The sequence below is a fragment of the Stenotrophomonas maltophilia group sp. Smal13 genome, assembly GCF_030236855.1.
Classification (GTDB): domain Bacteria; phylum Pseudomonadota; class Gammaproteobacteria; order Xanthomonadales; family Xanthomonadaceae; genus Stenotrophomonas; species Stenotrophomonas maltophilia_A.
Genome location: NZ_JASJSQ010000085.1, coordinates 1 through 21,342, shown reverse-complemented (window position 1 = coordinate 21,342; position 21,342 = coordinate 1). Strand labels below are relative to the sequence as shown.

The 21,342-nt window shown below is 64.9% G+C and carries 20 protein-coding genes; 10 read left to right on the top strand and 10 right to left on the bottom strand.

What is annotated here, in order from left to right; all coding sequences use genetic code 11:
- Window positions 1–186 precede the first annotated feature (186 nt).
- Genes QRO95_RS20540 through mtgA form a run of 3 tightly spaced genes read right to left on the bottom strand, consistent with a single transcriptional unit; the run spans window position 187 to window position 2,404 of the window.
- Window positions 187–618: a CBS domain-containing protein gene (locus QRO95_RS20540; protein ID WP_019336409.1), complete on the bottom strand. Its 432-nt coding sequence runs from the start codon at window positions 616–618 to the stop codon at window positions 187–189.
- Complete coding sequence (locus tag QRO95_RS20535; RefSeq protein WP_032130071.1) at window positions 578–1,597, bottom strand: glycosyltransferase family 2 protein; 1,020 nt, start codon at window positions 1,595–1,597, stop codon at window positions 578–580. The genes QRO95_RS20540 and QRO95_RS20535 overlap by 41 nt, the downstream gene beginning before the upstream one ends.
- Window positions 1,598–1,654: 57 nt before the next feature.
- Entirely contained in the window at window positions 1,655–2,404 is a 750-nt protein-coding gene (gene mtgA, locus QRO95_RS20530) for a monofunctional biosynthetic peptidoglycan transglycosylase (RefSeq protein WP_121504651.1), read from the bottom strand.
- Window positions 2,405–2,481: 77 nt separating this feature from the next.
- Between mtgA and QRO95_RS20525 the strand changes: the two genes are divergently transcribed.
- The 3 genes from QRO95_RS20525 to QRO95_RS20515 all read left to right on the top strand — a co-directional run bounded on the left by QRO95_RS20525 (window position 2,482) and on the right by QRO95_RS20515 (window position 7,476).
- The gene (locus tag QRO95_RS20525) at window positions 2,482–3,375 is read left to right on the top strand and encodes an Hsp33 family molecular chaperone HslO (protein WP_285303391.1); all 894 of its coding nucleotides are present in this window, start codon (window positions 2,482–2,484) and stop codon (window positions 3,373–3,375) included.
- Window positions 3,376–3,491: 116 nt separating this feature from the next.
- On the top strand, window positions 3,492–4,340 hold the full coding sequence (locus QRO95_RS20520) for a hypothetical protein (protein WP_182266544.1): 849 nt from the start codon (window positions 3,492–3,494) through the stop codon (window positions 4,338–4,340).
- 382 nt (window positions 4,341–4,722) lie between these two features.
- The gene (locus QRO95_RS20515; protein WP_164080930.1) at window positions 4,723–7,476 is read left to right on the top strand and encodes a TonB-dependent siderophore receptor; all 2,754 of its coding nucleotides are present in this window, start codon (window positions 4,723–4,725) and stop codon (window positions 7,474–7,476) included.
- Between the two features lie 136 nt (window positions 7,477–7,612).
- On the opposite strand, the gene QRO95_RS20510 is transcribed toward QRO95_RS20515, so the two are convergent.
- Window positions 7,613–8,215 (bottom strand): TetR/AcrR family transcriptional regulator, encoded by a 603-nt coding sequence (locus QRO95_RS20510; RefSeq protein WP_006464233.1) that lies wholly within the window; start codon window positions 8,213–8,215, stop codon window positions 7,613–7,615.
- A gap of 141 nt (window positions 8,216–8,356) precedes the next feature.
- Between QRO95_RS20510 and QRO95_RS20505 the strand changes: the two genes are divergently transcribed.
- The 4 genes from QRO95_RS20505 (at window position 8,357) to QRO95_RS20490 (ending at window position 12,714) form a co-directional block, all read left to right on the top strand.
- A complete protein-coding gene (locus tag QRO95_RS20505) occupies window positions 8,357–9,274 on the top strand; it encodes an alpha/beta fold hydrolase (RefSeq protein WP_285303390.1) in 918 nt (305 codons plus the stop codon).
- A complete protein-coding gene (locus QRO95_RS20500; RefSeq protein WP_032130064.1) occupies window positions 9,271–11,748 on the top strand; it encodes an acyl-CoA dehydrogenase in 2,478 nt (825 codons plus the stop codon). Before QRO95_RS20505 ends, QRO95_RS20500 begins: the two co-directional genes overlap by 4 nt.
- Before the next feature lie 75 nt (window positions 11,749–11,823).
- A complete protein-coding gene (locus QRO95_RS20495; protein WP_032130063.1) occupies window positions 11,824–12,303 on the top strand; it encodes a hotdog fold domain-containing protein in 480 nt (159 codons plus the stop codon).
- Between the two features lie 6 nt (window positions 12,304–12,309).
- Window positions 12,310–12,714 (top strand): hypothetical protein, encoded by a 405-nt coding sequence (locus tag QRO95_RS20490; RefSeq protein ID WP_032130062.1) that lies wholly within the window; start codon window positions 12,310–12,312, stop codon window positions 12,712–12,714.
- A 29-nt stretch (window positions 12,715–12,743) separates the two neighbouring features.
- Here the strand turns inward: QRO95_RS20490 and QRO95_RS20485 are convergent, their stop codons facing one another.
- Complete coding sequence (locus tag QRO95_RS20485) at window positions 12,744–13,091, bottom strand: DUF1304 domain-containing protein (protein ID WP_285303389.1); 348 nt, start codon at window positions 13,089–13,091, stop codon at window positions 12,744–12,746.
- 30 nt (window positions 13,092–13,121) lie between these two features.
- Window positions 13,122–14,450 carry an NTP/NDP exchange transporter gene (locus QRO95_RS20480; RefSeq protein ID WP_285303388.1) on the bottom strand — a complete coding sequence of 443 codons (1,329 nt, stop codon included), beginning with the start codon at window positions 14,448–14,450 and terminating at the stop codon, window positions 13,122–13,124.
- Between the two features lie 286 nt (window positions 14,451–14,736).
- Between QRO95_RS20480 and QRO95_RS20475 the strand changes: the two genes are divergently transcribed.
- On the top strand, window positions 14,737–16,134 hold the full coding sequence (locus QRO95_RS20475; RefSeq protein WP_285303387.1) for a serine hydrolase: 1,398 nt from the start codon (window positions 14,737–14,739) through the stop codon (window positions 16,132–16,134).
- Window positions 16,135–16,265: 131 nt separating this feature from the next.
- On the opposite strand, the gene QRO95_RS20470 is transcribed toward QRO95_RS20475, so the two are convergent.
- Window positions 16,266–17,024: an SDR family NAD(P)-dependent oxidoreductase gene (locus tag QRO95_RS20470; protein WP_049400632.1), complete on the bottom strand. Its 759-nt coding sequence runs from the start codon at window positions 17,022–17,024 to the stop codon at window positions 16,266–16,268.
- Between the two features lie 114 nt (window positions 17,025–17,138).
- On the opposite strand from QRO95_RS20470, the gene QRO95_RS20465 reads away from it, so the two are divergent.
- Window positions 17,139–18,032 (top strand): LysR family transcriptional regulator, encoded by an 894-nt coding sequence (locus QRO95_RS20465; RefSeq protein ID WP_285303386.1) that lies wholly within the window; start codon window positions 17,139–17,141, stop codon window positions 18,030–18,032.
- A gap of 119 nt (window positions 18,033–18,151) precedes the next feature.
- On the opposite strand, the gene QRO95_RS20460 is transcribed toward QRO95_RS20465, so the two are convergent.
- Window positions 18,152–18,670 (bottom strand): hypothetical protein, encoded by a 519-nt coding sequence (locus QRO95_RS20460; protein WP_032130057.1) that lies wholly within the window; start codon window positions 18,668–18,670, stop codon window positions 18,152–18,154.
- Window positions 18,671–18,853: 183 nt separating this feature from the next.
- On the opposite strand from QRO95_RS20460, the gene QRO95_RS20455 reads away from it, so the two are divergent.
- The gene (locus tag QRO95_RS20455) at window positions 18,854–19,153 is read left to right on the top strand and encodes a hypothetical protein (protein WP_285303385.1); all 300 of its coding nucleotides are present in this window, start codon (window positions 18,854–18,856) and stop codon (window positions 19,151–19,153) included.
- A 292-nt stretch (window positions 19,154–19,445) separates the two neighbouring features.
- On the opposite strand, the gene gcvH is transcribed toward QRO95_RS20455, so the two are convergent.
- Both gcvH and gcvT read right to left on the bottom strand, forming a co-directional pair.
- Entirely contained in the window at window positions 19,446–19,841 is a 396-nt protein-coding gene (gene gcvH, locus QRO95_RS20450; protein ID WP_005410701.1) for a glycine cleavage system protein GcvH, read from the bottom strand.
- A 93-nt stretch (window positions 19,842–19,934) separates the two neighbouring features.
- Window positions 19,935–21,047, bottom strand: coding sequence for a glycine cleavage system aminomethyltransferase GcvT (gene gcvT / locus QRO95_RS20445; protein ID WP_285303384.1), 1,113 nt, complete (start codon window positions 21,045–21,047; stop codon window positions 19,935–19,937).
- Window positions 21,048–21,342 lie beyond the last annotated feature (295 nt).

The window sequence follows — 21,342 nt, the reverse complement described above, 5'->3', positions numbered from 1 at the left end:
TACCGTGCCCGTTTACCTGACGGGCCTGAGACTCTCCAGCAACACAGTTGCTACAGGGACGTACTTGCGGCGTGTCCTGCACGCCCATGCCCTCAGCCTCCCGGCGTACCAGGAAGGCGCTGCCCTCAGCTCTGGCTCTGGCTTCGAAAAGCGGGCCGGCGGGCCGCAGGCCCGCCAGCGAACAACTCACCCTGCCACGATGTACTGCTGCAGCTGATCCAGCTCGCGCCGCTGCGCATCGATCACCGACTTCACCAGGTCGCCGATGGAAATCACCCCCAGCACCTGTGCCCCCTCCACCACTGGCAGGTGGCGGATGCGGTAGTCGGTCACCAGCTGCAGGCAGTGCTCCACCTGCTCGCCCGGCGAGACCGTCACCACCTTCGCCGTCATGATCTCGGCCACCGCCGTATCCCGCGACGAACGATCACGCAGCACGATCTTGCGCGCGTAGTCGCGCTCCGAAAGGATCCCGACCAGCCGCGGACCGTCCATCACCAGCACCGCGCCAATGCCCTTTTCCGCCATCAACCGGATCGCATCGATCACCGCCGCATCCGGCGCGACCGCATGTACTTCAGGAGACTTGCCGTCCAACAGTTGCCGTACCGTGGTCATCTGCCTGCCCTCCGAGGGTGGGTTGCAGGGCCGAGTCTGCCACGGCGGATGCTAGCCAGGCGTCAACCAGGTACAACGGGCGCTGCTTGGATTCCTCGTACAGCCGTCCCAGGTATTCGCCGATCAGGCCCAGCGCGATCAACTGCACCCCGCCCAGGAACAGGATCACCGCCATCATCGTCGGCCAACCCGCCACGCGGTCACCGTACAGGGCCGCCTTGGCAATCACCCACACGCCGAATACGAAGGCCACCGCCGCCGTTGCCAGGCCCATGTAGGTCGCCGCCCGCAGGGGAACGGTCGAGAACCCGGTGATGCCCTCCAGCGCGAAGTTCCACAGCCGCCACAGGCTGAACTTGCTGGAGCCGGCCACCCGCGCGTGACGGTGGTAGGGCACAGCAATACGCTTGAATCCGACCCAGCTGAAAAGGCCCTTCATGAAGCGGTGGCGTTCACGCATCTCGCGCAGCGCACTCAGCGCGCGTGGCGACAACAGACGGAAATCACCGGTGTCGGCAGGGATCGGCGTGCGTGACAGGCGGCCGATCACCCGATAGAACGCCGCCGCCGTGGCGCGCTTGATCCAGGCTTCGCCATCGCGGGCCATGCGCGTGCCATAGACGTTGTCATGGCCCTCGCGCCAGCGCGCAACGAACTGCGGCACCAGTTCCGGCGGGTCTTGGCCATCGGCATCCAGGATCATCGCCGCGCCGTCGCGCACCAGATCCAGGCCGGCAGTCAGCGCGGCCTCCTTGCCGAAATTGCGCGACAGCTTCAACGCCGATACGCGCGCGTCGTCCTGCGCCAATCCTGCGATCACCTGCCAGGTACCGTCGTGGCTGCCATCGTCCACATACAGGATGTGGCCATCGATGTCGGGCATTCCGTCCAGCACCGCACACAGGCGGGGATGCAGGCACGGCAGCGCCTGCTCCTCGTTGTAGGCGGCGATGACGACAGTAAGGCGTTCGCGGTTCATGCCCGGATTGTACGTCGCCTGCAGGTGCACGGCCTGCCGCCCCGAGGGCAGGTGTCCTCAGTCTTCCGACAGGTACGCCGCGCCGCCCAGCTGCCGTGCCTGGCGCTGGATCCATGCCGCGCGCCGCTGCACGTACGGCCCTGGCTTTGCCGCGTTGTAGCGCCGCGGTGCCGGCAACACCGCCGCCAGCCGTGCACTCTCGGCCGGACTCAAGCGGGACGCATCCTTGCCCCAGAACGTCTGCGCCGCCGCCTGCGCGCCATAGACGCCGTCGCCGAACTCGGCGATGTTGGCGTACATCTCCAGGATGCGCTCCTTCGGCCACAGGGCTTCGATCAGCACCGTGTACCAGACTTCCAGGCCTTTGCGTACCCAGCTGCGGCCCTGCCAGAGGAACAGATTCTTGGCGACCTGCTGGCTGATCGTGCTGGCCCCCCGCAGGCGCCCGCCCTTGGCATTGTGGTCGCGGGCCTTCTCGATTGCCTGCAGGTCGAAGCCGTTGTGGTCGGGGAAGCGCTGGTCCTCCGCGGCCACCAGCGAGATCGGCAGGCTCGCTGCCATCTGGTCCAGGTCGCGCCACTGGTAGTGCAGGCGATAGGACCAGTCGGCCTCCCCCAATGCCTCGCCATAGCGCCACAGCATGACCGTGGATACCGGCGGGTCGATGAACCGCAGCACCAGTACCTGCAGGCAGCTGAAAGCGGCCAGCAGCAGCGGCAGCCAGAGCAGCCGTTTCCAGCGCCAGCGCCTGCGGCGCGGGACTTCCGCGATGGCCTCCACCTTGTGCTGCTCTCCCCCTGCCCCCATTACTGGTGCATCCTTCTTCTATCCGGTTGTCGGCGCATTATCCGGCAACCGCCCTCGTTTACGCGCGATGTGAGCCGATGACCGCCAACCCCGATTCCCTGATCCGCTTCCTGCTTCCCGACGCTGGCGTCCGTGGCGTCCACGTGCGCCTGCAGGCTACCTGGCAGGAGATCCTGTCCCACGCCGAGTACCCGGATACCGCCGCCGAACTGCTCGGCGAGGCCTGCGTGGCCTCGGCGCTGTTCACCGGCCACACCAAGATCGATGGCCGCCTCTCGATCCAGCTGCGCAGCAGCACCGCGCTGCGCACCCTGTTTGCCGAGTGCACCGCTGCCGGTACCCTGCGCGGCATCGCCCAGCTCAGCGAGGGCACCGATGCGCCGCGCGACCTGTCCAGCCTGGGTGATGACGCCCTGCTCGCGATCACCATTGAGAACCCGGGCCTGGACCCGCGCGAGCCGCAGCGCTACCAGAGCCTGGTCGCGCTGACCGCACCGGCGCTGGACGAGGCCTTCGAGGACTACTTCCGCCAGTCCGAACAGCTGCCGACCCGCCTGCTGCTGGCCGCCGACCGCAACGGCGCCGCCGGCCTGCTGCTGCAGAAGCTGCCGGGTGACGAGGGTGACGAAGACGGCTGGGCGCGTGCCAGCGCCCTGTTCGAGACCCTGGGCAAGGCCGAGCTGCTGGCGACCCCGGCCGAGCAGTTGCTGCACCGCCTGTTCCACGAAGAGAAGCCGGAACTGATGGGCGGCAAGCCGCTGTCCTTCGCCTGCTCCTGTTCCCGCGAGCGGGTCGCGTCGATGCTGCAGTCGCTGGGCGAGGACGAGGCCCGTGCCGCAGCCGCGGACACCGGCGCCGTCGAGGTCCGTTGCGAATTCTGCGGGCGGGAGTATCACTTTCCTTTGACGGAGTTCGGCATACTGTTCCACGGTGCCGAGGGGACTGTACCGGCGCCTGAACGGCTTCAGTAAACGGCTTGTCTTGCATCTGGGGGGATCAAGGCTTGTTAAGAATTCATAAACACCCTAGGATCAAGTTCCCGTCTCCGCGGGAACTTCCGTTGTCCGTCCCTGTCTGAACTGGTCCGATGCGTACCTTCCTGCGTCTACCGCTGGCCCTGCTGATCGCCCTTGGCGCGATCACGGGCGTGCACGCGCAGAGCAAGGACACCCGGACCGTGCTGCCGGTATGGAACAAGGGCAGCGGCAAGGTCGAGGCCCTGCTGTACCTGGAGCCCACCGGTGAACAGGCCGCCGGCGCCCGCTGGCACTTCGGCCGCAACTCACTGGATGCGGCCTTCGGCCTGTCCTCCGGCGATTCGCTGGGCCTGCTCTGCAACAGCAGCAGCGGGACCAGCATGAGCGGCCTGGCCAGTCACTGCATGCTGGCCAGCCTGGGTGACGACGACGACCTCAACAGCCGCCGCTTCACCGGTACCGCCGCGCTGAACCGCGGCAGCAGCCGTCTCGGCATCACCGCCGGCACCGGCCGTGAAACGCTGCCGGCGTGGCTGTCCGGCCCGAACAAGACCCCCTCGCTGCGCGCCGAGCAGAACGACCTGACCGTATTCGCGCAGAAGAACATCGGCCGCGAGGGTTTTGTCTCGATCGCCGGTACCTACGCCAAGGCCCGCCTGGTACCGCTGGCCGACGCCGCACCGTCCATCGTCGACCGCTGGGACAGCAAGAGCCTGAGCATCGGCGCCGGCTACGGCAACTTCACCGGCAGCATCATCGGCCGCGTCGTCGACGTGCCGGGCAAGCCCGGCAAGTGGGAAGGCCTGGGCATCGGCCTGACCTGGCGTACCCCGTGGTCTGGCCAGCTTACTGTTGGCGCCGAGAACGTAATCAGCCGCGGCAAGAATCCGTTCTCCCCGCGCAATGAAAGCAACGACGACGGCACTGTGCCGTATGTGCGTTACGAACAGGATCTCTGACCCCCCCACGCGGGCCCTCCTGCAGTGACTCCTCCCGGGCGCCGAAAGGCGCCCGTTGCGTATGCGCGATCGTGATACACGCAGAGCGCTTTTCGACGAATTGGATACCGCGCAATTCACGTCGACATATTGCGATACACATCAACGGAAACTTTTTTCGTCACTTTGCGCTAACAAACGAGACAGAGCGATGTCACCTGCGATTCAACCCCTTGATTTCGTGAATCAATTTTCATTTTTACCAAAATCATAGACTTGATTAACGCAGCTTTAATTCTTGGCGAACGCCCGCTACTATCGGCTCAGCCTCGCGATTTGGGAGCGCTTTTCGCTCCCCCGCCGGGCATTAACCCAGCCAAGATTTCTTGGAGAGAGAGAGCCAATGAATTTCCAGTCCAACAAGCTGCGCGATGCCGTTCTGGTCGCGCTCGTTGCCGGTGTGGCGTCCACTGCCACCGCCCAGGCCCAGGAAGCGACCAACCTTGACCGCATCTCGGTCACCGGTTCGCGCATCAAGAGCACCGACATCGAAACCTCGCAGCCGGTCCTGAGCCTGACCCGCGCCGACATCGACAAGCAGGGCGTGACTTCGGTCGCCGACATCCTGCAGCGCGTTGCCGCCAACGGTGCCGCCCTGAACCGTACCTACAACAACGGCGGTGACGGTTCTGCCGGCGTCAGCCTGCGCAACCTGGGTTCCGAGCGCACCCTGGTACTGGTCAACGGCCGCCGCTGGACCACCGGCCTGGATGGCAGCGTCGACCTGAACACCATCCCGACCGCGATGATCGAGCGCATCGACATCCTGAAGGACGGCGCATCGACCATCTACGGTTCGGACGCGATCGCCGGCGTGGTGAACATCATCACCAAGCAGAACTTCGATGGTGCGGAAGCCAACTTCTACAAGGGCCAGTACAGCGCCGGTGACGGCGACCGCGAAGCGGCCGACTTCACTCTGGGCACCACCACTGACCGCGCTTCGCTGGTGCTGGGCGTCTCCTACGTCAACGAAAAGGCCGTGATGGCCGGTGATCGCAAGATCTCCGCCGGTGGCCCGCCGTTCTTCAGCGGCCAGAGCAGCACCGGTATTCCGGGTTCGTATCTGCGTAACGACGAGCGTTACATCATCCTCAACGGCGTTGAAACGCCGTTCGATCCCAATGTTCACGGCTACAACACCGCGCCGGACAACTACCTGCTGACCCCCAACGAGCGCACCTCGCTGTTCGCGGTGGGTTCTTACAACGTTACCGACAACATCACCTTCCGCACCGAGGCGATGTACAACGAACGCAAGTCCGAACAGCTGCTGGCTGCCATGCCGGTCACCGGCCAGCGCCTCAGCGCGGGCAGCATGTACAATCCGTACGGCGTTGATCTGACTGGCGTCGCGCGCCGCTTCAACGAAACCGGTGGACGTTCGTTCAACCAGAACGTCAAGAACTGGCACTTCTACGGTGGTTTCGAGGGCTTCTTCGAATTCGCCGACCGCAATTTCGACTGGGATGTCGGCTACCGCTACGACAAGACCGACCAGAACGATCTGACCTACGGCCTGTTCAACAAGCAGCGTCTGGCCGAGGCATATGGTCCCTCGGCGATCCGCGATGGCAAGGCTGTGTGCCTCAACTCCGCTGGCGCAATCATTCCGGGCTGCGCCCCGATCAATCCGCTGGGTGGGATGGGTTCGATCTCGCAGGAGGCACTGGATTACACCTCGTTCACCGCGCATGACTCCGCCAGCCTGGTGTCCAAGGGTTATTACGCCAACATCTCCGGCGAAATCGTGCAGCTGCCGGCGGGTGCATTGGGCTTCGCAGCTGGTTACGAATATCGCAAGGAAACCGGTCAGTTCGATCCGGACGCCTTCATCGCCTCTGGCCTGAGCACCGGCAACGGAGCATCCCCCACCAAGGGTAGCTATGACCTGGACGAGTTCTTCCTGGAACTGTCGATCCCGGTGCTGGCTGACCTGCCGGGCGCCAAGCTGCTCGACTTCAGCGCGGCAACCCGCTACTCGAAGTACAGCAACTTCGGCAACACCACCAACAACAAGTTCGGTTTCCGCTGGAAGCCGATCGACGACCTGATGGTGCGTGGTAACTACTCGGAAGGCTTCCGCGCCCCGAGCATCAACAACCTGTATCGCGGTGATGCTGACTCGTTCGAGAGCTACATCGATCCGTGCTCCTCAACGTCTGGTCGCCGTACCGGCGCTATCGCGGCACAATGTGCGGCAGAGGGTGTGCCGATCGGCTTCGTTCAGCCGGGCGCTGGTAGTGGTGCGAAGCAGACTCCTGAGCCGTTCACCTGGCAGGCCAACCCGAACCTGAAGCCGGAAACCTCGACCAGCAAGACGCTGGGCCTGGTGTGGAGCCCGAGCTTCGTGCAGGGTCTGAACGTGACCCTGGACTGGTGGCAGATCAAGATCGAGGACGCCATCACCCGTCCGGCCATCCAGGACATCATGGATCGTTGCTATGGCGGCACCGCGCAGGAGCAGGCAGCCAACTGCGGCCTGATCACGCGTGACCCGAACTACGGCAGCACCAACCAGCGTTACACCATCACCAACGTCAACATGCCGCTGCAGAACCTGGCGTCGTACAAGGTGGAAGGTTGGGATCTGGGCATCCTGTACAAGTTGCCGGAAACTTCGATCGGCCAGTTCACCATCACTCTGGACGGCACCTACCTGTCCAAGTGGGATACCAAGTCGACTCAGGATGCTCCGATCGAGGGTCGCCAGGGACGCTATCTCGACCAGGATCCGTACTGGCGCATCCGTTCCAATCTGTATGTGGACTGGTCCTACGGGGACTTCGGGGTCAACTACGGCATTCGTTACAAGTCCGGCATGACCGAACCGTGCCCGTTTGATCCAGTCAAGGAACCGGAAACCTTCGCATACTGCTCTGATGGCGCGAAGGGAACGAACCACATTGGTGCCACGACCTACCACGACATCCAGTTCCGCTACAACACGCCGTGGAAGGGCACCATCATGGTCGGCCTGAACAACGCGTGGGACAAGGGCCCGCCGGTTTCGTACTACACCTCGTACAACATGTTCGACCCGCAGTACGACCTGCCGGGCCGCTACATGTACATGCAGTACAAGCAGAAGTTCTGATCGATCCACTGATCAGCTGATGCAGCAACGGCCCCGCAAGGGGCCGTTGTTTTTTGTGCCTCCGGCAATACGTGTGGCACGCAAGAAAAAAGCCGCGGCAATGCCGCGGCTTTCTCGTGACCAGATACGGCGATCTTCAACCGTTCGGAATCAGCGTCTCGATGAGATGCTCGACATAGGCCTCGAAATCCTCGCGCGCCTGCTTGGGCTGCTGCAACTGCAGCGACAGCTGGAGGAAGCCGACATAGGCCGCGTAGGCCAGGCGTGCGCGGTGGCGCGCATCGGTCGAGCTGAGCCCTGCCTGGCGGAACGAGGCGATCAGATAGTCAAGGCGGCGCTGCGACACGCGGTCGATCACCGGACGCACCATCGGATGGTCCAGTGCCTTCAGCAGCTCGCTGTAGATGATGTGCGGCTGCACTTCATGCGCCACCATCTGGAACAGCTGGCGCAGGCGCACGCGCGGGTCCGGTACGTCTTCCAGGCTGCCGAACACCTGTTCCTGTTCGAACAGTTCCCAGCGTTCAAGCGCGGCCTGCAGCAAGGCGTCACGCGAGGGGAAATGCCAATAGAAACTGCCCTTGGTCACGCCGAGGCGCCGCGCCAGCGGTTCCACCGCAACGGCGCCTACGCCTTGTTCAGCAATCAGGTCGAGGGCCGCCTGGGCCCAGTCTTCGGCACTCAGGCGGCTGTTGCGGCCGGCGCGCGGTTCGCCGGCGGAAGCGTCAGGTTGATTCATGGGCTGATTTAACCATACGCCGGGGTTCGTTGCAGTACGCCGTTGCGGGCGAAACCGTCAAAGGGCTCTCCTGCAGGGCTGCCGCACCGCACCATACGATGCAGTATTGACTTCCCTCACAAGCGATCCATACTAGCAAGTATGGTTACGTCCCCTACTCCCGCTGCGTTCCATGACCTGCACCTGGAGGCGGCCCATGGTGCCCGCCTCGCCGCCACTGCCAGCGCCCACGGTCGTCGTGGCCGGGTGCTGTTCGCGCACGGTTTCGGCCAGACCCGTCACGCCTGGAATGCCACCGCGCGAGCCCTGTCTGCAGCCGGCCTGCAGACGCTGGCTTATGACGCACGTGGTCACGGCGATTCGGACTGGAATGCCGCCGACCTGCCCTATCACGGCGAACAGTTCGCCGATGACCTGATCGTGCTGGCCGGTGAACAGCCACGCCCGCCAGTGCTGGTTGCGGCCTCGATGGGGGGCCTGTTCGGCCTGCTGGCCGAGTCGCGCTGGCCGGGCCTGTTCTCGGCGATGGTGCTGGTCGACATCACCCCGCGCTGGGATACCGCCGGTGTCGAGCGCATCCTCGCCTTCATGACCGCCCATCCCGACGGATTCGCCTCGCTGAGCCAGGCCGCCGACGTGATCTCGGCCTACATGCCGCACCGTCCGCGCAAATCCGAGCAGTCGCTGCGCGCGCTGCTGCGCGAAGACGGTCACGGCCGCTGGCGCTGGCACTGGGATCCGCGCCTGGTGGCCGAACTGGCCCGCGACAGCGAACAGCACCAGGACGCACTGGCCGAAGCCGCGCGCCAGGTAAAGTGCCCGCTGCTGCTGGTCAGCGGCGGTCGCAGCGACCTGGTCACGCCGCAGACCGTGGCCGAATTCCTGGCGTTGGCGCCGCACGCGCGCCATGTACAGCTGCCGCAGGCCACGCACATGGTCGCCGGCGATGACAACGACGCCTTTACCGCTACTGTGTTGGACTATCTGGACGTGTTGCCCGCAGCAGACGCTGCGGCTTCGTCCGCCACAAACGAGCACGTCACCGGAGCACGCTCATGAGCATCGTTCTTCCCTTCCTCGCCCTGCTGCTGGCAGGCGCGTTCGTCGCCTACCACCGCATGCGGCTGGTTACCTGGACGCTGATCAGCGTGGCCCTGCTGGCCGCCTGCTGGTTCATTCCCTACGTCAACCAGACCGCCACGATCGTCGCAGCCGCTGTATTGGCCGTCATCGCCGTGCCGCTGCTGCTGCCGTTCATCCGCAAGCCGCTGCTGACCGGCCCGATGATGAAGGTGTTCCGCAAGGTGCTGCCGCCACTGTCGCAGACCGAGCGAATCGCGCTGGAAACCGGCTCGGTCGGTTTCGAGGGTGAACTGTTCACCGGTGATCCGGACTGGAACATCCTGCTCAACTATCCCAAGCCGCAGCTGACCGCCGAAGAACAGGCCTTCCTCGATGGCCCGGTGGAAGAGCTGTGCACTATGGTCAACGACTGGGAAATCACCCACGTCCACGCCGACCTGCCGCCGGAACTGTGGGCCTTCATCAAGAAGAACAAGTTCTTCGGCATGATCATCCCGAAGGAGTACGGCGGCCTGGGCTTCTCTGCGCTGGCCCACCACAAGGTGATCCAGAAGCTGGCGTCGGTGTCTTCGGTGGTCAGCTCCACCGTCGGCGTGCCCAACTCGCTGGGCCCGGGTGAACTGCTGGTGCATTACGGCACCCAGGAACAGAAGGACCAGTATCTGCCGCGCTTGGCCGATGGCCGCGAAGTGCCGTGCTTCGGCCTGACCGGTCCGTTCGCCGGCTCCGACGCCACCTCGATTCCGGACTACGGCATCGTCTGCAAGGGCGAGTGGAACGGCGAGCAGGTGCTCGGCGTCAAGCTGACCTTCGACAAGCGCTACATTACCCTGGCCCCGGTTGCCTCGCTGATCGGCCTGGCCTTCCGCATGTACGATCCGGATGGCCTGATCGGCGATACCCGCGACATCGGCATCACCCTGGGCCTGCTGCCGCGCGACACCGCCGGCGTTGAAATCGGCCGTCGCCACTTCCCGCTGAACTCGACGTTCCAGAACGGTCCGATCCGCGGCAAGGACGTGTTCATTCCGCTGACCCAGCTGATCGGTGGCGCTGCCATGGCCGGCAAGGGCTGGAACATGCTCAACGAGTGCCTGGCCGTGGGCCGCTCGATCACACTGCCGTCCACCGCCAGTGGTGGTGCCAAGGCCGGTGCCGCGGTGACCGGCGCCTATGCGCGCATCCGCAAGCAGTTCGGCCTGTCGGTCGGCCGCTTCGAAGGCGTGGAAGAAGCGCTGGCCCGCATCGGCGGCAAGGCCTACAAGATCAGTGCGCTGTCGCAGGCCACCGCCGCGGCGGTTGACCGTGGTGACGTGCCGTCGGTGCCGTCGGCGATCGCCAAGTACCACTGCACCAACATGAGCCGCGAAGTGATCTCGGACATGATGGACGTGATCGGCGGCAAGGGCATCATCCTGGGGCCGCGCAACTTCGCCGGCCGCAGCTGGCAGGCCGCGCCGATCGCGATCACCGTGGAAGGCGCCAACATCATGACCCGCAGCCTGCTGATCTTCGGCCAGGGTGCGATCCTCTGCCACCCGTGGGTGCTGAAGGAAATGAAGGCTGCGCAGGATCCGGATACCCGTGCCGGTCTGCAGGAGTTCGATCGCAGCCTGTTCGGCCACATCCGCTATGGCCTCTCCAATGCCGTGCGTTCGTTCTGGTTCGGCCTGACCGGTGCACGCTTCGGTGCTGCCCCGGGTGACGCCTACACCCGCCGCTACTTCCGCAAGCTGGACCGTTACTCGGCCAACCTGGCGCTGATGGCCGACATCTCGATGATGACCCTCGGCGGCAAGCTGAAGTTCAAGGAATCGCTGTCCGGCCGCCTGGGCGATGTGCTGAGCCACGTCTACATGACCAGCGCCATGCTCAAGCGCTACCACGACGAAGGCGCACCGCAGGCCGACCAGCCGCTGCTGGCCTGGGCCTTCCATGACAGCGTGCACAAGATCGAAGAATCGCTGTCGGCCGCGCTGCGCAACTTCCCGATCCGTCCGATCGGTTGGCTGATGTGGGCGTTGATCTTCCCGCTGGGCCGTCGTGCCGAGGCCCCCGGCGACCGCCTGAGCCGCCGTGTTGCCGCTCTGCTGATGGCGCCGAACGAAGCCCGCGACCGTCTGGCCAGCGGCGTGTTCCTGACCCCGTGCGAGAACAACCCGGGCGGCCGTATCAACAGCTACCTGAGCAAGGCGATCATGGCCGAGCCGGTGGAGCGCAAGTTCCTGAAGGCGCTGAAGAGCAAGGGCATCGAAGCGCTGGACTTCAAGAGCCAGCTGGACGAGGCCGTGGCCGAAGGCGTCATCACCCAGGACGAGCGCAGCCTGCTGGAAGAACTGCGCACGCTGACCCTGGACACCATCACCGTGGACGATTTCGACACCCACGAACTGCGCGCGGCCAGCTACTACGACCGCCAGCACAAGGACCCGCATTCGCAGGCGGCCTGATCGCCCGCGACACGCGTTGCCACGACGGCGGGCCTTGGCCCGCCGTCGCTTTATCCGCCGACCGGAACGTCAACCATGTCCACGCCCCTGCTCTCGCTTTACCACCGCCTGCAGCGCTGGCCTGCCGGCAACTGGCTGTTCTCACGCGCGGTGTGCTTCAAGGCGCCCTACTTCGCCAGCATCGCGCCCACCATCACCGCACTGGAGCCAGGCCGCTGCGAAGGCGTGATCCGCCAGCACCGCCGCATCAATAACCACATCGGCACGGTACATGCGATCGCGATGTGCAACCTGGCCGAGCTGGTCGGCGGGGTGATGGTGGACGCCAGCCTGCCGCCAGACATGCGCTGGATCCCCAAAGGCATGGAAGTGAAATACCAGGCCAAGGCCTTGGGCACGTTGAAGGCCGTGGCGACGCCAATGTTGTCCATCGTCAGTGCTGCGGACGGCTACGACCTGCCCGTGAAGGTCAGCGTGACCGATGCGGCAGGGACCGAGGTGTTCCATGCGACCATCGCAATGTGGGTATCGCCGCGCCCTCCGCGCACAGGCTGATCAACCATGACGACCGCTGAACTGCTTGTGCGCCTGGCAGGCATTCACAGCCTGGGGTTTGCCGCCTTCCATCTGGCGTTCTGGCGGCTGTTCGGCTGGAAACGCGAGCTCGCCCAGCTCGGCACGGTCAACCGCGCGATCATGCAGATCCTCAATCTGCGCGTGATCTATGTGTTCCTGGGAATGGGGCTGATCGCGCTGATCTTTGCCCCGGACCTGGTCGGCACTCGTCTGGGGTTGGTCCTGCTGGGTTTCATGGCGGTGTTCTGGGTGGGCCGCGCGCTTGAACAATTCGTGTTCCTGCGCATCAACGACTGGCGCGTACACCTGCTGACGGGCCTGTTCGTGCTGGGTGCGGCGCTGCATGCCGTGCCAATGTGGCTGGGCTTCATGCGCGCCATCAGCCGCTGAGCGGCGGCGCCTGCCAGCACGCGCCCACGTCAGAGCGCTCGCGACACCAGCGCCAGAATGGCCGGTACGGCCTGGATCATGAAAATGCGCCGGCTCACGCTGTACGCGCCATAGCACCCGGCCACCACCACGCAGGCCAGCGAGAACGTCACCAGCACCGGCTGATCGATCACCAGCCCCACCACGATGCCCGCCGCCAGGAAGCCGTTGTACAGGCCCTGGTTGGCCGCCAGCACGCGCGTGGTCTCTGCCTTCTCTGGCGTGTTGCGGAAGGTCTTCAGGCCCAGCGGGCGGGTCCACAGGAACATTTCCAGCACCAGGAAGTACAGGTGCAGCACCGCGACCAGCACGGTCAGCAGCAGCGCGATCAGCGACATCGTTTCTCTCCTCGAAATGACTGGACGGGATCAGCGGTCGCGCGGCAGCTTCTTTTCTTCGCGCAGCACACCGAATGCGGCAGCGGTCATGCACGCGGCAACCACCACGCCGCCGATGAACACCACGTGTGAACCAAACAGCGACAAGCCCTTGTGCACCCAGGTGAAGCTCAGGTCGGCACCACGGTAGACCACCGTGTCGATGGCCGCACCGGCCTTGTAGCGCCATTGGCGGTCCACCCGGGTGTAGATGGTTTCGCGTGCCGGCTTGAAGAGCGAGAATTCACTGGCGCGGGTCAGCACCTGCACCACCGCCACCATCATCGGCAGCGGCGATGCGGCCAGCACCGAGAAGCCGATCAGGATGGCGAACGCGGGAATCAGCAGGGCCGGGGCTATGCCGTGGCGCGACAACAGCCAGCGAGTCAGACTCAACTGCAACAGAAGCGTCAGCGCGTTCACCGCCAGGTCGATGCGCGAGAAGAACGCGGTGCTGGCAGCCGGGTCGTTGAAGGCCGCGCGCACGATGCTGGCCTGCTGGTTGTACAACAGGGTGCCCACGCCCACGCCGAACACCACCAACACAGCCCACCAGCGCAGCAGCGGCTCGCGTGCGATCAACTCCAGCGCGTCAAGCACGCTGCCGCCCATCGGCTTCTCGCCCGAGACCAGCTGCTGCTCGCGTTCGCGCAGCACCGCCCAGTGCCGCAACCGCCAGATGCATAACAAGCAGACAATCAGGAAACCCGCAGACACCAGCATCAGGTTGGCGATGCCCATACGCTGTGCCAGCGCGCTGGTGATGAGCGGGCCCAGGAACGCGCCGATGGTGCCAGCCGCGCCGATGTAGCCGTAATACGCCCGCGCCTGCGCGTTGGAGAACACGTCGGCCATGAAGCTCCAGAACACCGCCACCGCGAACAGGTTGAACACCATCACCCAGAGGAAGAAGGCCATGCCGCGCCCCGGCACGTTGCTGTCGAACAGCGCGTAGAAGCCCAGCAGGGTGACGATGAAGAACCCATACACCGCCGGCAGGAACACCCGCCGTGGGAAGCGGCTGACCAGCCAGCCGTACACCGGCTGCAGCACCAGCATGATCACGAACACGCAGGAGAACAGGAACTGCAGGACGAAATCCTTCAGCGCGATGCCGTGGCTGGCGAACCAGGCGATCAGCATCGGCGGAAACACGGTCTCCAGATCGGCCGAGGCGGCCATCGCCTCCCGCACCGGGCGCAGCACGTAGTAGCCACTGAGCAGGCAGAAGAAGTACAGGAACGACCACCACAGCGCCGGCGACTCACGCAGTGCCGCCGTCAGCCCACGCAACGGCCCCTTGCCCTTCACCGCGCTCACGCGGTGTCCCTCGCCAGAAGACGGCGGTTGGACAGCGGCATGGCAGGCTCCGGGGGCGGTGAAGCGCGTACGTTAGCCAATGCACTGCAACATCGCCAGCAGCAACCACGCAGAACGCCGCAACGCAGTGTCACGGCCCCGCCGGGACGACACGTTCCGACACATGCTTTCGGGGCGTCAAAATTCCAACTTTTTCAACGAGATGCGCATTCATCTTCGCTTTGTTTGTGCACAAGGGAAAAGCGGCGCTAGAATCGCCATCAGCAGTCGCGCACGGGTCTCCACGATGAAAAAGAACAGCCTGCGTCGTCCGATCCGTTCGGCGGCCACCGGTTTGCTGGGCATGTTGATGCCCGTTGCCTTGTCCACCACCGCGCAGACCCCGCCGCCATTGCCGCCGATGCCGGCCAACATCGAATCCGCCGCCACCGCCGTCGCCCACACCCAGCCCGCCGCTTACCGCACCGGCCTGGTGCCGCAGGTGCAGCTGCCGGCGGCCGGCTTCAACGTGGCCAACATCGAATCGATGGCGCAGCAGCTCACCTATGGCGAGCGTTTGCCCGGCATGGCCGTGGCCATCGTGCAGGGTGGCCGCGTACTCAGCGCGCGTGGTTATGGCGTTACCGATGTCAACAACCCGCTGCCGGTCGACGCCCATACCGTGTTCCGCCTGGCATCGCTGTCCAAGGCCTTCGCCGGCACCATGGCCGGACTGTTGGTGAACGATGGCACGCTGCGCTGGGACAGCAAGGTCACCGACTATGTGCCGGGCTTCCGCCTGAACTCTCCGGAAGCGACCGATCGCCTGACCGTGGCCGACGTGCTCAGCCATCGCGTCGGCCTGCCGTACAACGCCTACGACCGCGACATCGAAGGCAACGCCGAGTACTACGCACTCACCCAGAAGCTGGCCAATACCAGCCTGAAGTGCCTGCCGGGCGACTGCTACGCCTACCAGAACGTGGCCTTCAGCCTGATCGGCGACGTGGTCTATGCCGCCTCGGGGAGCTTCTACGAGCAGTCGGTCGAGCGCCGCATCTTCAAGCCGCTGGGCATGAACGATGCCAGCCTCGGCCTGGCCGGCATCCAGGCCAGCTCGCGCTGGGCGCGTCCGCATGTGCGCAGCCGCAATGGCTGGGTGTCGCTGACACCGAAGCCGACCTACTACCGCGTCGCCCCGGCCGCCGGCGTCAACGCCAGCGCCAGCGACATGGCGCAGTGGCTGCTGGCCCACACCGGCCATCGCCCGGACGTGCTGCCGGCACCGCTGCTGGCCACCCTGCATTCGAGCCTGATCAACACCCCGGGCGAAATGCGTTCGGGCTGGCGCCGCGAGCGCCTGCATTCGGCCGGCTACGCACTGGGCTGGCGCACCTTCGACTACGCCGGCCACGATGTGGTGTTCCATGCCGGTGCCGTGCAGGGCTATCGCGGCCTGGTCGCGCTGGTGCCGGAACGCGATCTCGGCATCGCCATCATGTGGAACGGCGAAAGCGGCCTGCCCAGCGGCCTGCTGCCGACGGTGCTCGATTCCGCGCTCGGCCTGCCGACGCAGCGCTGGCTGGACGTGGACACCGACTTCGGCAGCGACAACCTGATGGCCGAGGGCGCGAGCCCGGCGCAGCAGGACAAGCGCAAGGGCAAGGGTGCTTCGAGCAACCGTGCGGTGGCCTCGCCGCGCTGAGTTGGCGGGCTTCACCGTGTGTGCGAAGGGCGGCCTGCGGGTCGCCCTTTTTATTGGCAGTCGTAGAGTCGAGCCGTGCTCGACTGTTCGGGCAAAGCAGTCGAGCATGGCTCGACTCTACAAACGGAAGGCTAATGCGCGAAGTAGTGCATGCCGCCATCCACCGGAATCACCGCGCCGGTGATGTAGCCGGCCAAGGGCGAGGCCAGAAAGGCCACCAGCGGCGCCACCTCCTCGGGATCACCAAAACGCCCGATCGGAATGTTGCGTTCGATGAACTCACGCCGGCTTTCCTCGGTGGGATGCAGCCGGTCCCGGATCTGAGCACTGTTGATGCGTCCCGGCGCGATTGCATTGACCGTGATGCCCTGTGAGGCCAGCGCCGACGACAGCCCTTTGCTCCACAGATGCAACGCCGCCTTCGCCGCCGTGGCAGCATTCACCGCGCGCGGTTCCATTGAACCGCTGAGGTTGATCACCCGCCCCCAGCCCTGCGCCTGCATCGCCGGCAGCAGTGCCTGGGTCAGGCGTCGTGCCGAAGAGAAGTTCAAGGCCATGGCTTCCTCCCAGACATCGTCCCCCGCATCCACCGTGGTCGGCCGGCCTCCTCCAGCCGCATTGACGAGGATGTCGACACGCGTCAGTGCCGCCGAGGCTGCATCCGCAATGTGGCGTACCTGCTCCGCATCGGTGAGGTCGCCCAGCAGGACGATCGGCGCCGGCGCGCCTGCAGATTCGATCTCTGCCGCCAGTGCATGCAGCGGCTCGGCACGCCGTGCGCTGATCGCAATGCGTACTCCCTGGGCCGCCAGCAGCCTGGCCACACCGGCACCGATGCCACTGCCCGCCCCGGTGACCAGCGCGGTACGCCCTTCAAGCCCCAGATCCATGATGTTCTCCCAATCCGCCAGCCGGTACATCCGGCCCGTGCAGTACATGCTGTTTGATCACCCCTGATTGATAAACTCCGCGCAGGTTTCAGCATTCAACACCCGGGGTGTCAGATGAATCTGCTGGAGAGCATGCAGGTCTACGTGCTGATCGTGGACAAGGGCAGCCTCAGCGCTGCGGCGGCGGCGATGGATATCTCGGCGACGATGGCCGGCAAGCACCTGCGTGCGCTGGAAGCACGGCTGGGGATGCAGCTGTTGAGCCGTACCACCCGGCGCCAGCACATGACGCCCTTCGGCGAGGACTACTACACCCGCTGCCGGGAGATCCTGCGGCTGGTGGAAGAAACGGACGCACAGGCGCAGCACCAGCAGCTGGCACCGGCGGGCACGTTGCGCATCAGTGCGCCGGTGATCTTCGGCACGCACGCACTGGTACCGGCACTGGCCGAATACATGGCGCGCCATCCGGATGTCCGGGTCGAAGTCACGCTGAGCGACCGCGTTGTCGACCTCGCCGAGGAGGGTTTCGAAGCGGCGCTGCGCATCGGCACGCTGGCCGACAGCAGCATGCTGGTGGCGCGTGCGCTGGCACCGTATCGCTTGATGATGTGCGCATCGCCGGGGTACCTGGCCAGGCATGGCATGCCTCGCACCCTGCAGGACCTCGCCCTGCATCAGTGCCTGTCCTTCGAACCGAGCGCACTCGCACAGTGGCTGCAGGCCGATGCTGGCGAACTCGAGCGTGTGCCCGGCGGCCGGCTGCAGATCAACAACGGCGAAGCGCTGCGCACGGCAGCGCTGCACGGGCTGGGCATCGTGCTGCAGTCGGCACTGTTGCTGGCTGCCGACATCGATACCGGACGCCTGGTGCAGCTGTTCCCTGAGTTCGGCCAGACCGGTCGGCCGATGCACGTGGTCTACGCCCACGATCGCTACCACTCGACCCGCCTGCGCAGCTTCCTGGACTTCCTGGTGGAGCGCTTTCCACCGGCGCCGCACCGCTAGCGTCGACCGTCAGAAAAGCAGTCGAGCACGGCTCGACCCTGCAAACGGCCCATAAAAAAACCCCCTCCCCGCTGGGCAGTCAGGGAAGGGGGTTTCAGGATGCGGCTATCGGGAAGTACTTAGATCAGCGGCGCCGGGGTTGCCGGCAGAGCGACCGGAGCAGCCTTCTTCTTGCGGGCGGCCGGCTTGCGCTTGGCAACCTTCTTCGCTGCCTTCTTCGGGGCAGCCTTCTTGGTCGCCTTCTTCGCGGTCTTCTTTACTGCCTTCTTGGCGGTCTTCTTGACGGCCTTCTTGGCAGTTGCCTTCTTCGCGACCTTCTTGGCCGGCTTGCGGGCCGTTGCCTTCTTCGCAGTCTTCTTGGTGGCCTTCTTGGCTACCTTCTTGACGGCCTTCTTCGCGGTCTTCTTGACGGCCTTCTTGGCAGTGGACTTCTTGGCTACCTTCTTCGCCGCCTTCTTCACTGCCTTCTTCGCAGTGGTCTTCTTGGCGACCTTCTTCGCAGCCTTCTTCACTGCCTTCTTGGCGGTCGCCTTCTTCGCGACCTTCTTCACTGCCTTCTTGGCAGCGGCCTTCTTCGCGACCTTCTTCACCGCTTTCTTGGCGGCGGGCTTCTTCTTCGCAGCTTTCTTGGTTGCCATGGGATGGCTCCTCGTCAGTGATAGGGAGTTGAAACGCCCAGGTGGATCAAACCCGCGGATGCTGCGTGCGGGGACCGCCGGCGCGTCAGGCGCGCCGTTACGGATGCGGCAATGCCCGCCTCGATCGGCGGAGCGGACATCGGAACGGGAGTTGCCTTGCATTTCTCCGGGGGAAGCGGGGCCATGTCCACCGTCATCAGGGTCGCGGTGGTCTTGAAGGGGCTGCTTCGCATCGGACGATTGATTCTGCGCACTCGGTTGGGCAGGCAAGGTCTGCTGAGGCGAAACCTAATCACGGTTTTTTTTACTGTCAACAACCCCCGCGAAAAATTTTCACATCCGCGCCATCCCGGACGCCGCCCTCGCCACCGCCGTGCGCGCTCTGCAACGACCATTGAAGCGGCGCGCACGCGCGCCGCATACGACGAAGTCGATGCGCTCTCTGAACAAAAAACACTTGAAATAAGCACTCTGCGCAGATAGGCACATGTTCCGGACAACAGCGCACGTGCATCGCCGATGGTCACCCGCACCGTCGCCAACGCCAGCACAACGGGGCCGCAACGGGGGGCGAAAAGTTTTCACATTCGATCGCTTCGGCGCGGGGCGGAAATGCGGATTTGCGCAAAACTGCGCACGCTGATCGGCACCGTTCGTCTGTCGGCTGATGCCACGCCGAGGGTGCAGAGCGAACCCGCCGTCATGAGTCCGACGCACTCGCCAAAACAAAAACGGCCACCCGAAGGTGGCCGTTCCAGAACCCGGAAGTGACGACTCAGTGGTCGTCGTTTTCCAGGGCTTCGGCATACGCGTCCGGATCCAGCAGTTCGTTGACCTCTTCAGCGTTGGTCAGTTCGACCACGAACATCCAGCCTTCGCCGTAGGCATCTTCATTGATGGTTTCCGGCTTGTCGGACAGCGCCGAGTTGACCTCGACCACCTTGCCGCTGATCGGGCTGTAGACGTCCGAGGCGGCCTTCACCGACTCGACAACGGCGATCTGCTCGCCAGCCTTTGCGTCGGCGCCGACTTCCGGCAGTTCGACGTAGACCAGGTCACCCAGCAGGCCCTGGGCGTGGTCGGAAATACCGACGGTGACACGGCCATTGCCTTCGACACGGGCCCACTCATGGGACTTGAGGAACTTGAGGTCGCCGGGGATCTCGCTCATGGGACTGCTCCAGAGATATGCAGGGGTGGAAAAAACGGGGCTAGTGTAACCAACCGGCCGCCACTGCTGTCAGTGACGATCGGCAGTTTCGGATCAGGCGTCGGCGAGCACGCCGGGCTGGGCCTGGCCTTCGCGCACGAACGGGAACTTGACCACGCGCACCGGCACCTGCCGGCCACGGATGTCGACGGTGACCTCACCGAGTTCACCGGCCGGTACACGGGCGAAGGCGATGCCCTTGGCCAGGGTCGGCGAGAAGGTGCCGGACAGGATCTCGCCCTGGCCGCCGGCGGTGGTCACCGCCTGACCATGGCGCAGCACGCCCTTCTCGTCCATCACCAGACCGATCATCTGGCGGGCGGTGCCGGCAGCCTTCTGCGCTTCCAGCACCTCGCGGCCGATGAAGTCGCGGCCTTCGTCCAGCGACACGGTCCAGGCCAGCGCCGCTTCGTACGGGCTGATCTCTTCGTCCATGTCCTGGCCGTACAGGTTCATGCCGGCTTCCAGGCGCAGCGTGTCGCGTGCGCCGAGGCCCGCCGGCTTCACGCCCGCCGCCAGCAGGCGGTTCCAGAACGCGACCACGGCATCCTGCGGCAGCAGGATTTCGAAGCCGTCTTCGCCGGTGTAACCGGTACGGGCGACAAACAGTTCGACGCCGTCATCGGACTGCACCTGCAGGGCGGCGAAACGGCCCAGCTTGGTCAGCGCCTGACGGTCCGCATCACGGGCCAGGCCGATCACGATGTCGCGCGCCTGCGGGCCCTGCACGGCGAGGATGGCCAGGTCCGGGCGCTGCTCGACGGTGACGCCGAACGGTGCAGCCTGCTCGCGCAGCCAGGCCAGGTCTTTCTCGCGGGTGGAGGCATTGACCACCATGCGGAAGAAATCGTCGCCCAGGTAGTAGACGATCAGGTCGTCGATGACGCCGCCGCGCGGATTCAGCATGCACGAGTACAGCGCCTTGCCGGTCACCTTCAGCTTGTCGACCGAGTTGGCCAGCAGGCGGCGCAGGTACGGCTTGACCTGATCACCGCGCAGGTCGACCACGGTCATGTGGCTGACGTCGAACACACCCGACTCGCGACGAACGAGGTGGTGCTCGTCGAGCTGCGAGCCGTAGTGGATGGGCATGTCCCAACCCCCGAAATCGACCATCTTGGCGCCAAGGGCGCGGTGGGTATCGTTGAGCAGCGTCTTCTGGGTCATGACCGGGTCCGGCAGCAGAGGAAACAAGAATCCCCATTATCCCAGATCGGTCGCCCGCAGGTCGCGCCGCAGCGCAGCGGGGTGTTTGGCCGGCCTGCGGCCGGCGCCGCTTTCTACAGCTGGAGCGCAAAGCCTGAGTTCATCGGCTCTGGATTGACTCGGCCTGGGCGGGTCGGAGCGAGTGCTTTTGCTCTTTGCTCTTTTTCTTTTTCCGTGGGCTGGACGCGCACGGAAACTGTCGGGGGTCGGGCGGGTTGGGTTCGCGGGACCGTTGGCGCCATGGATGGCGCCATCG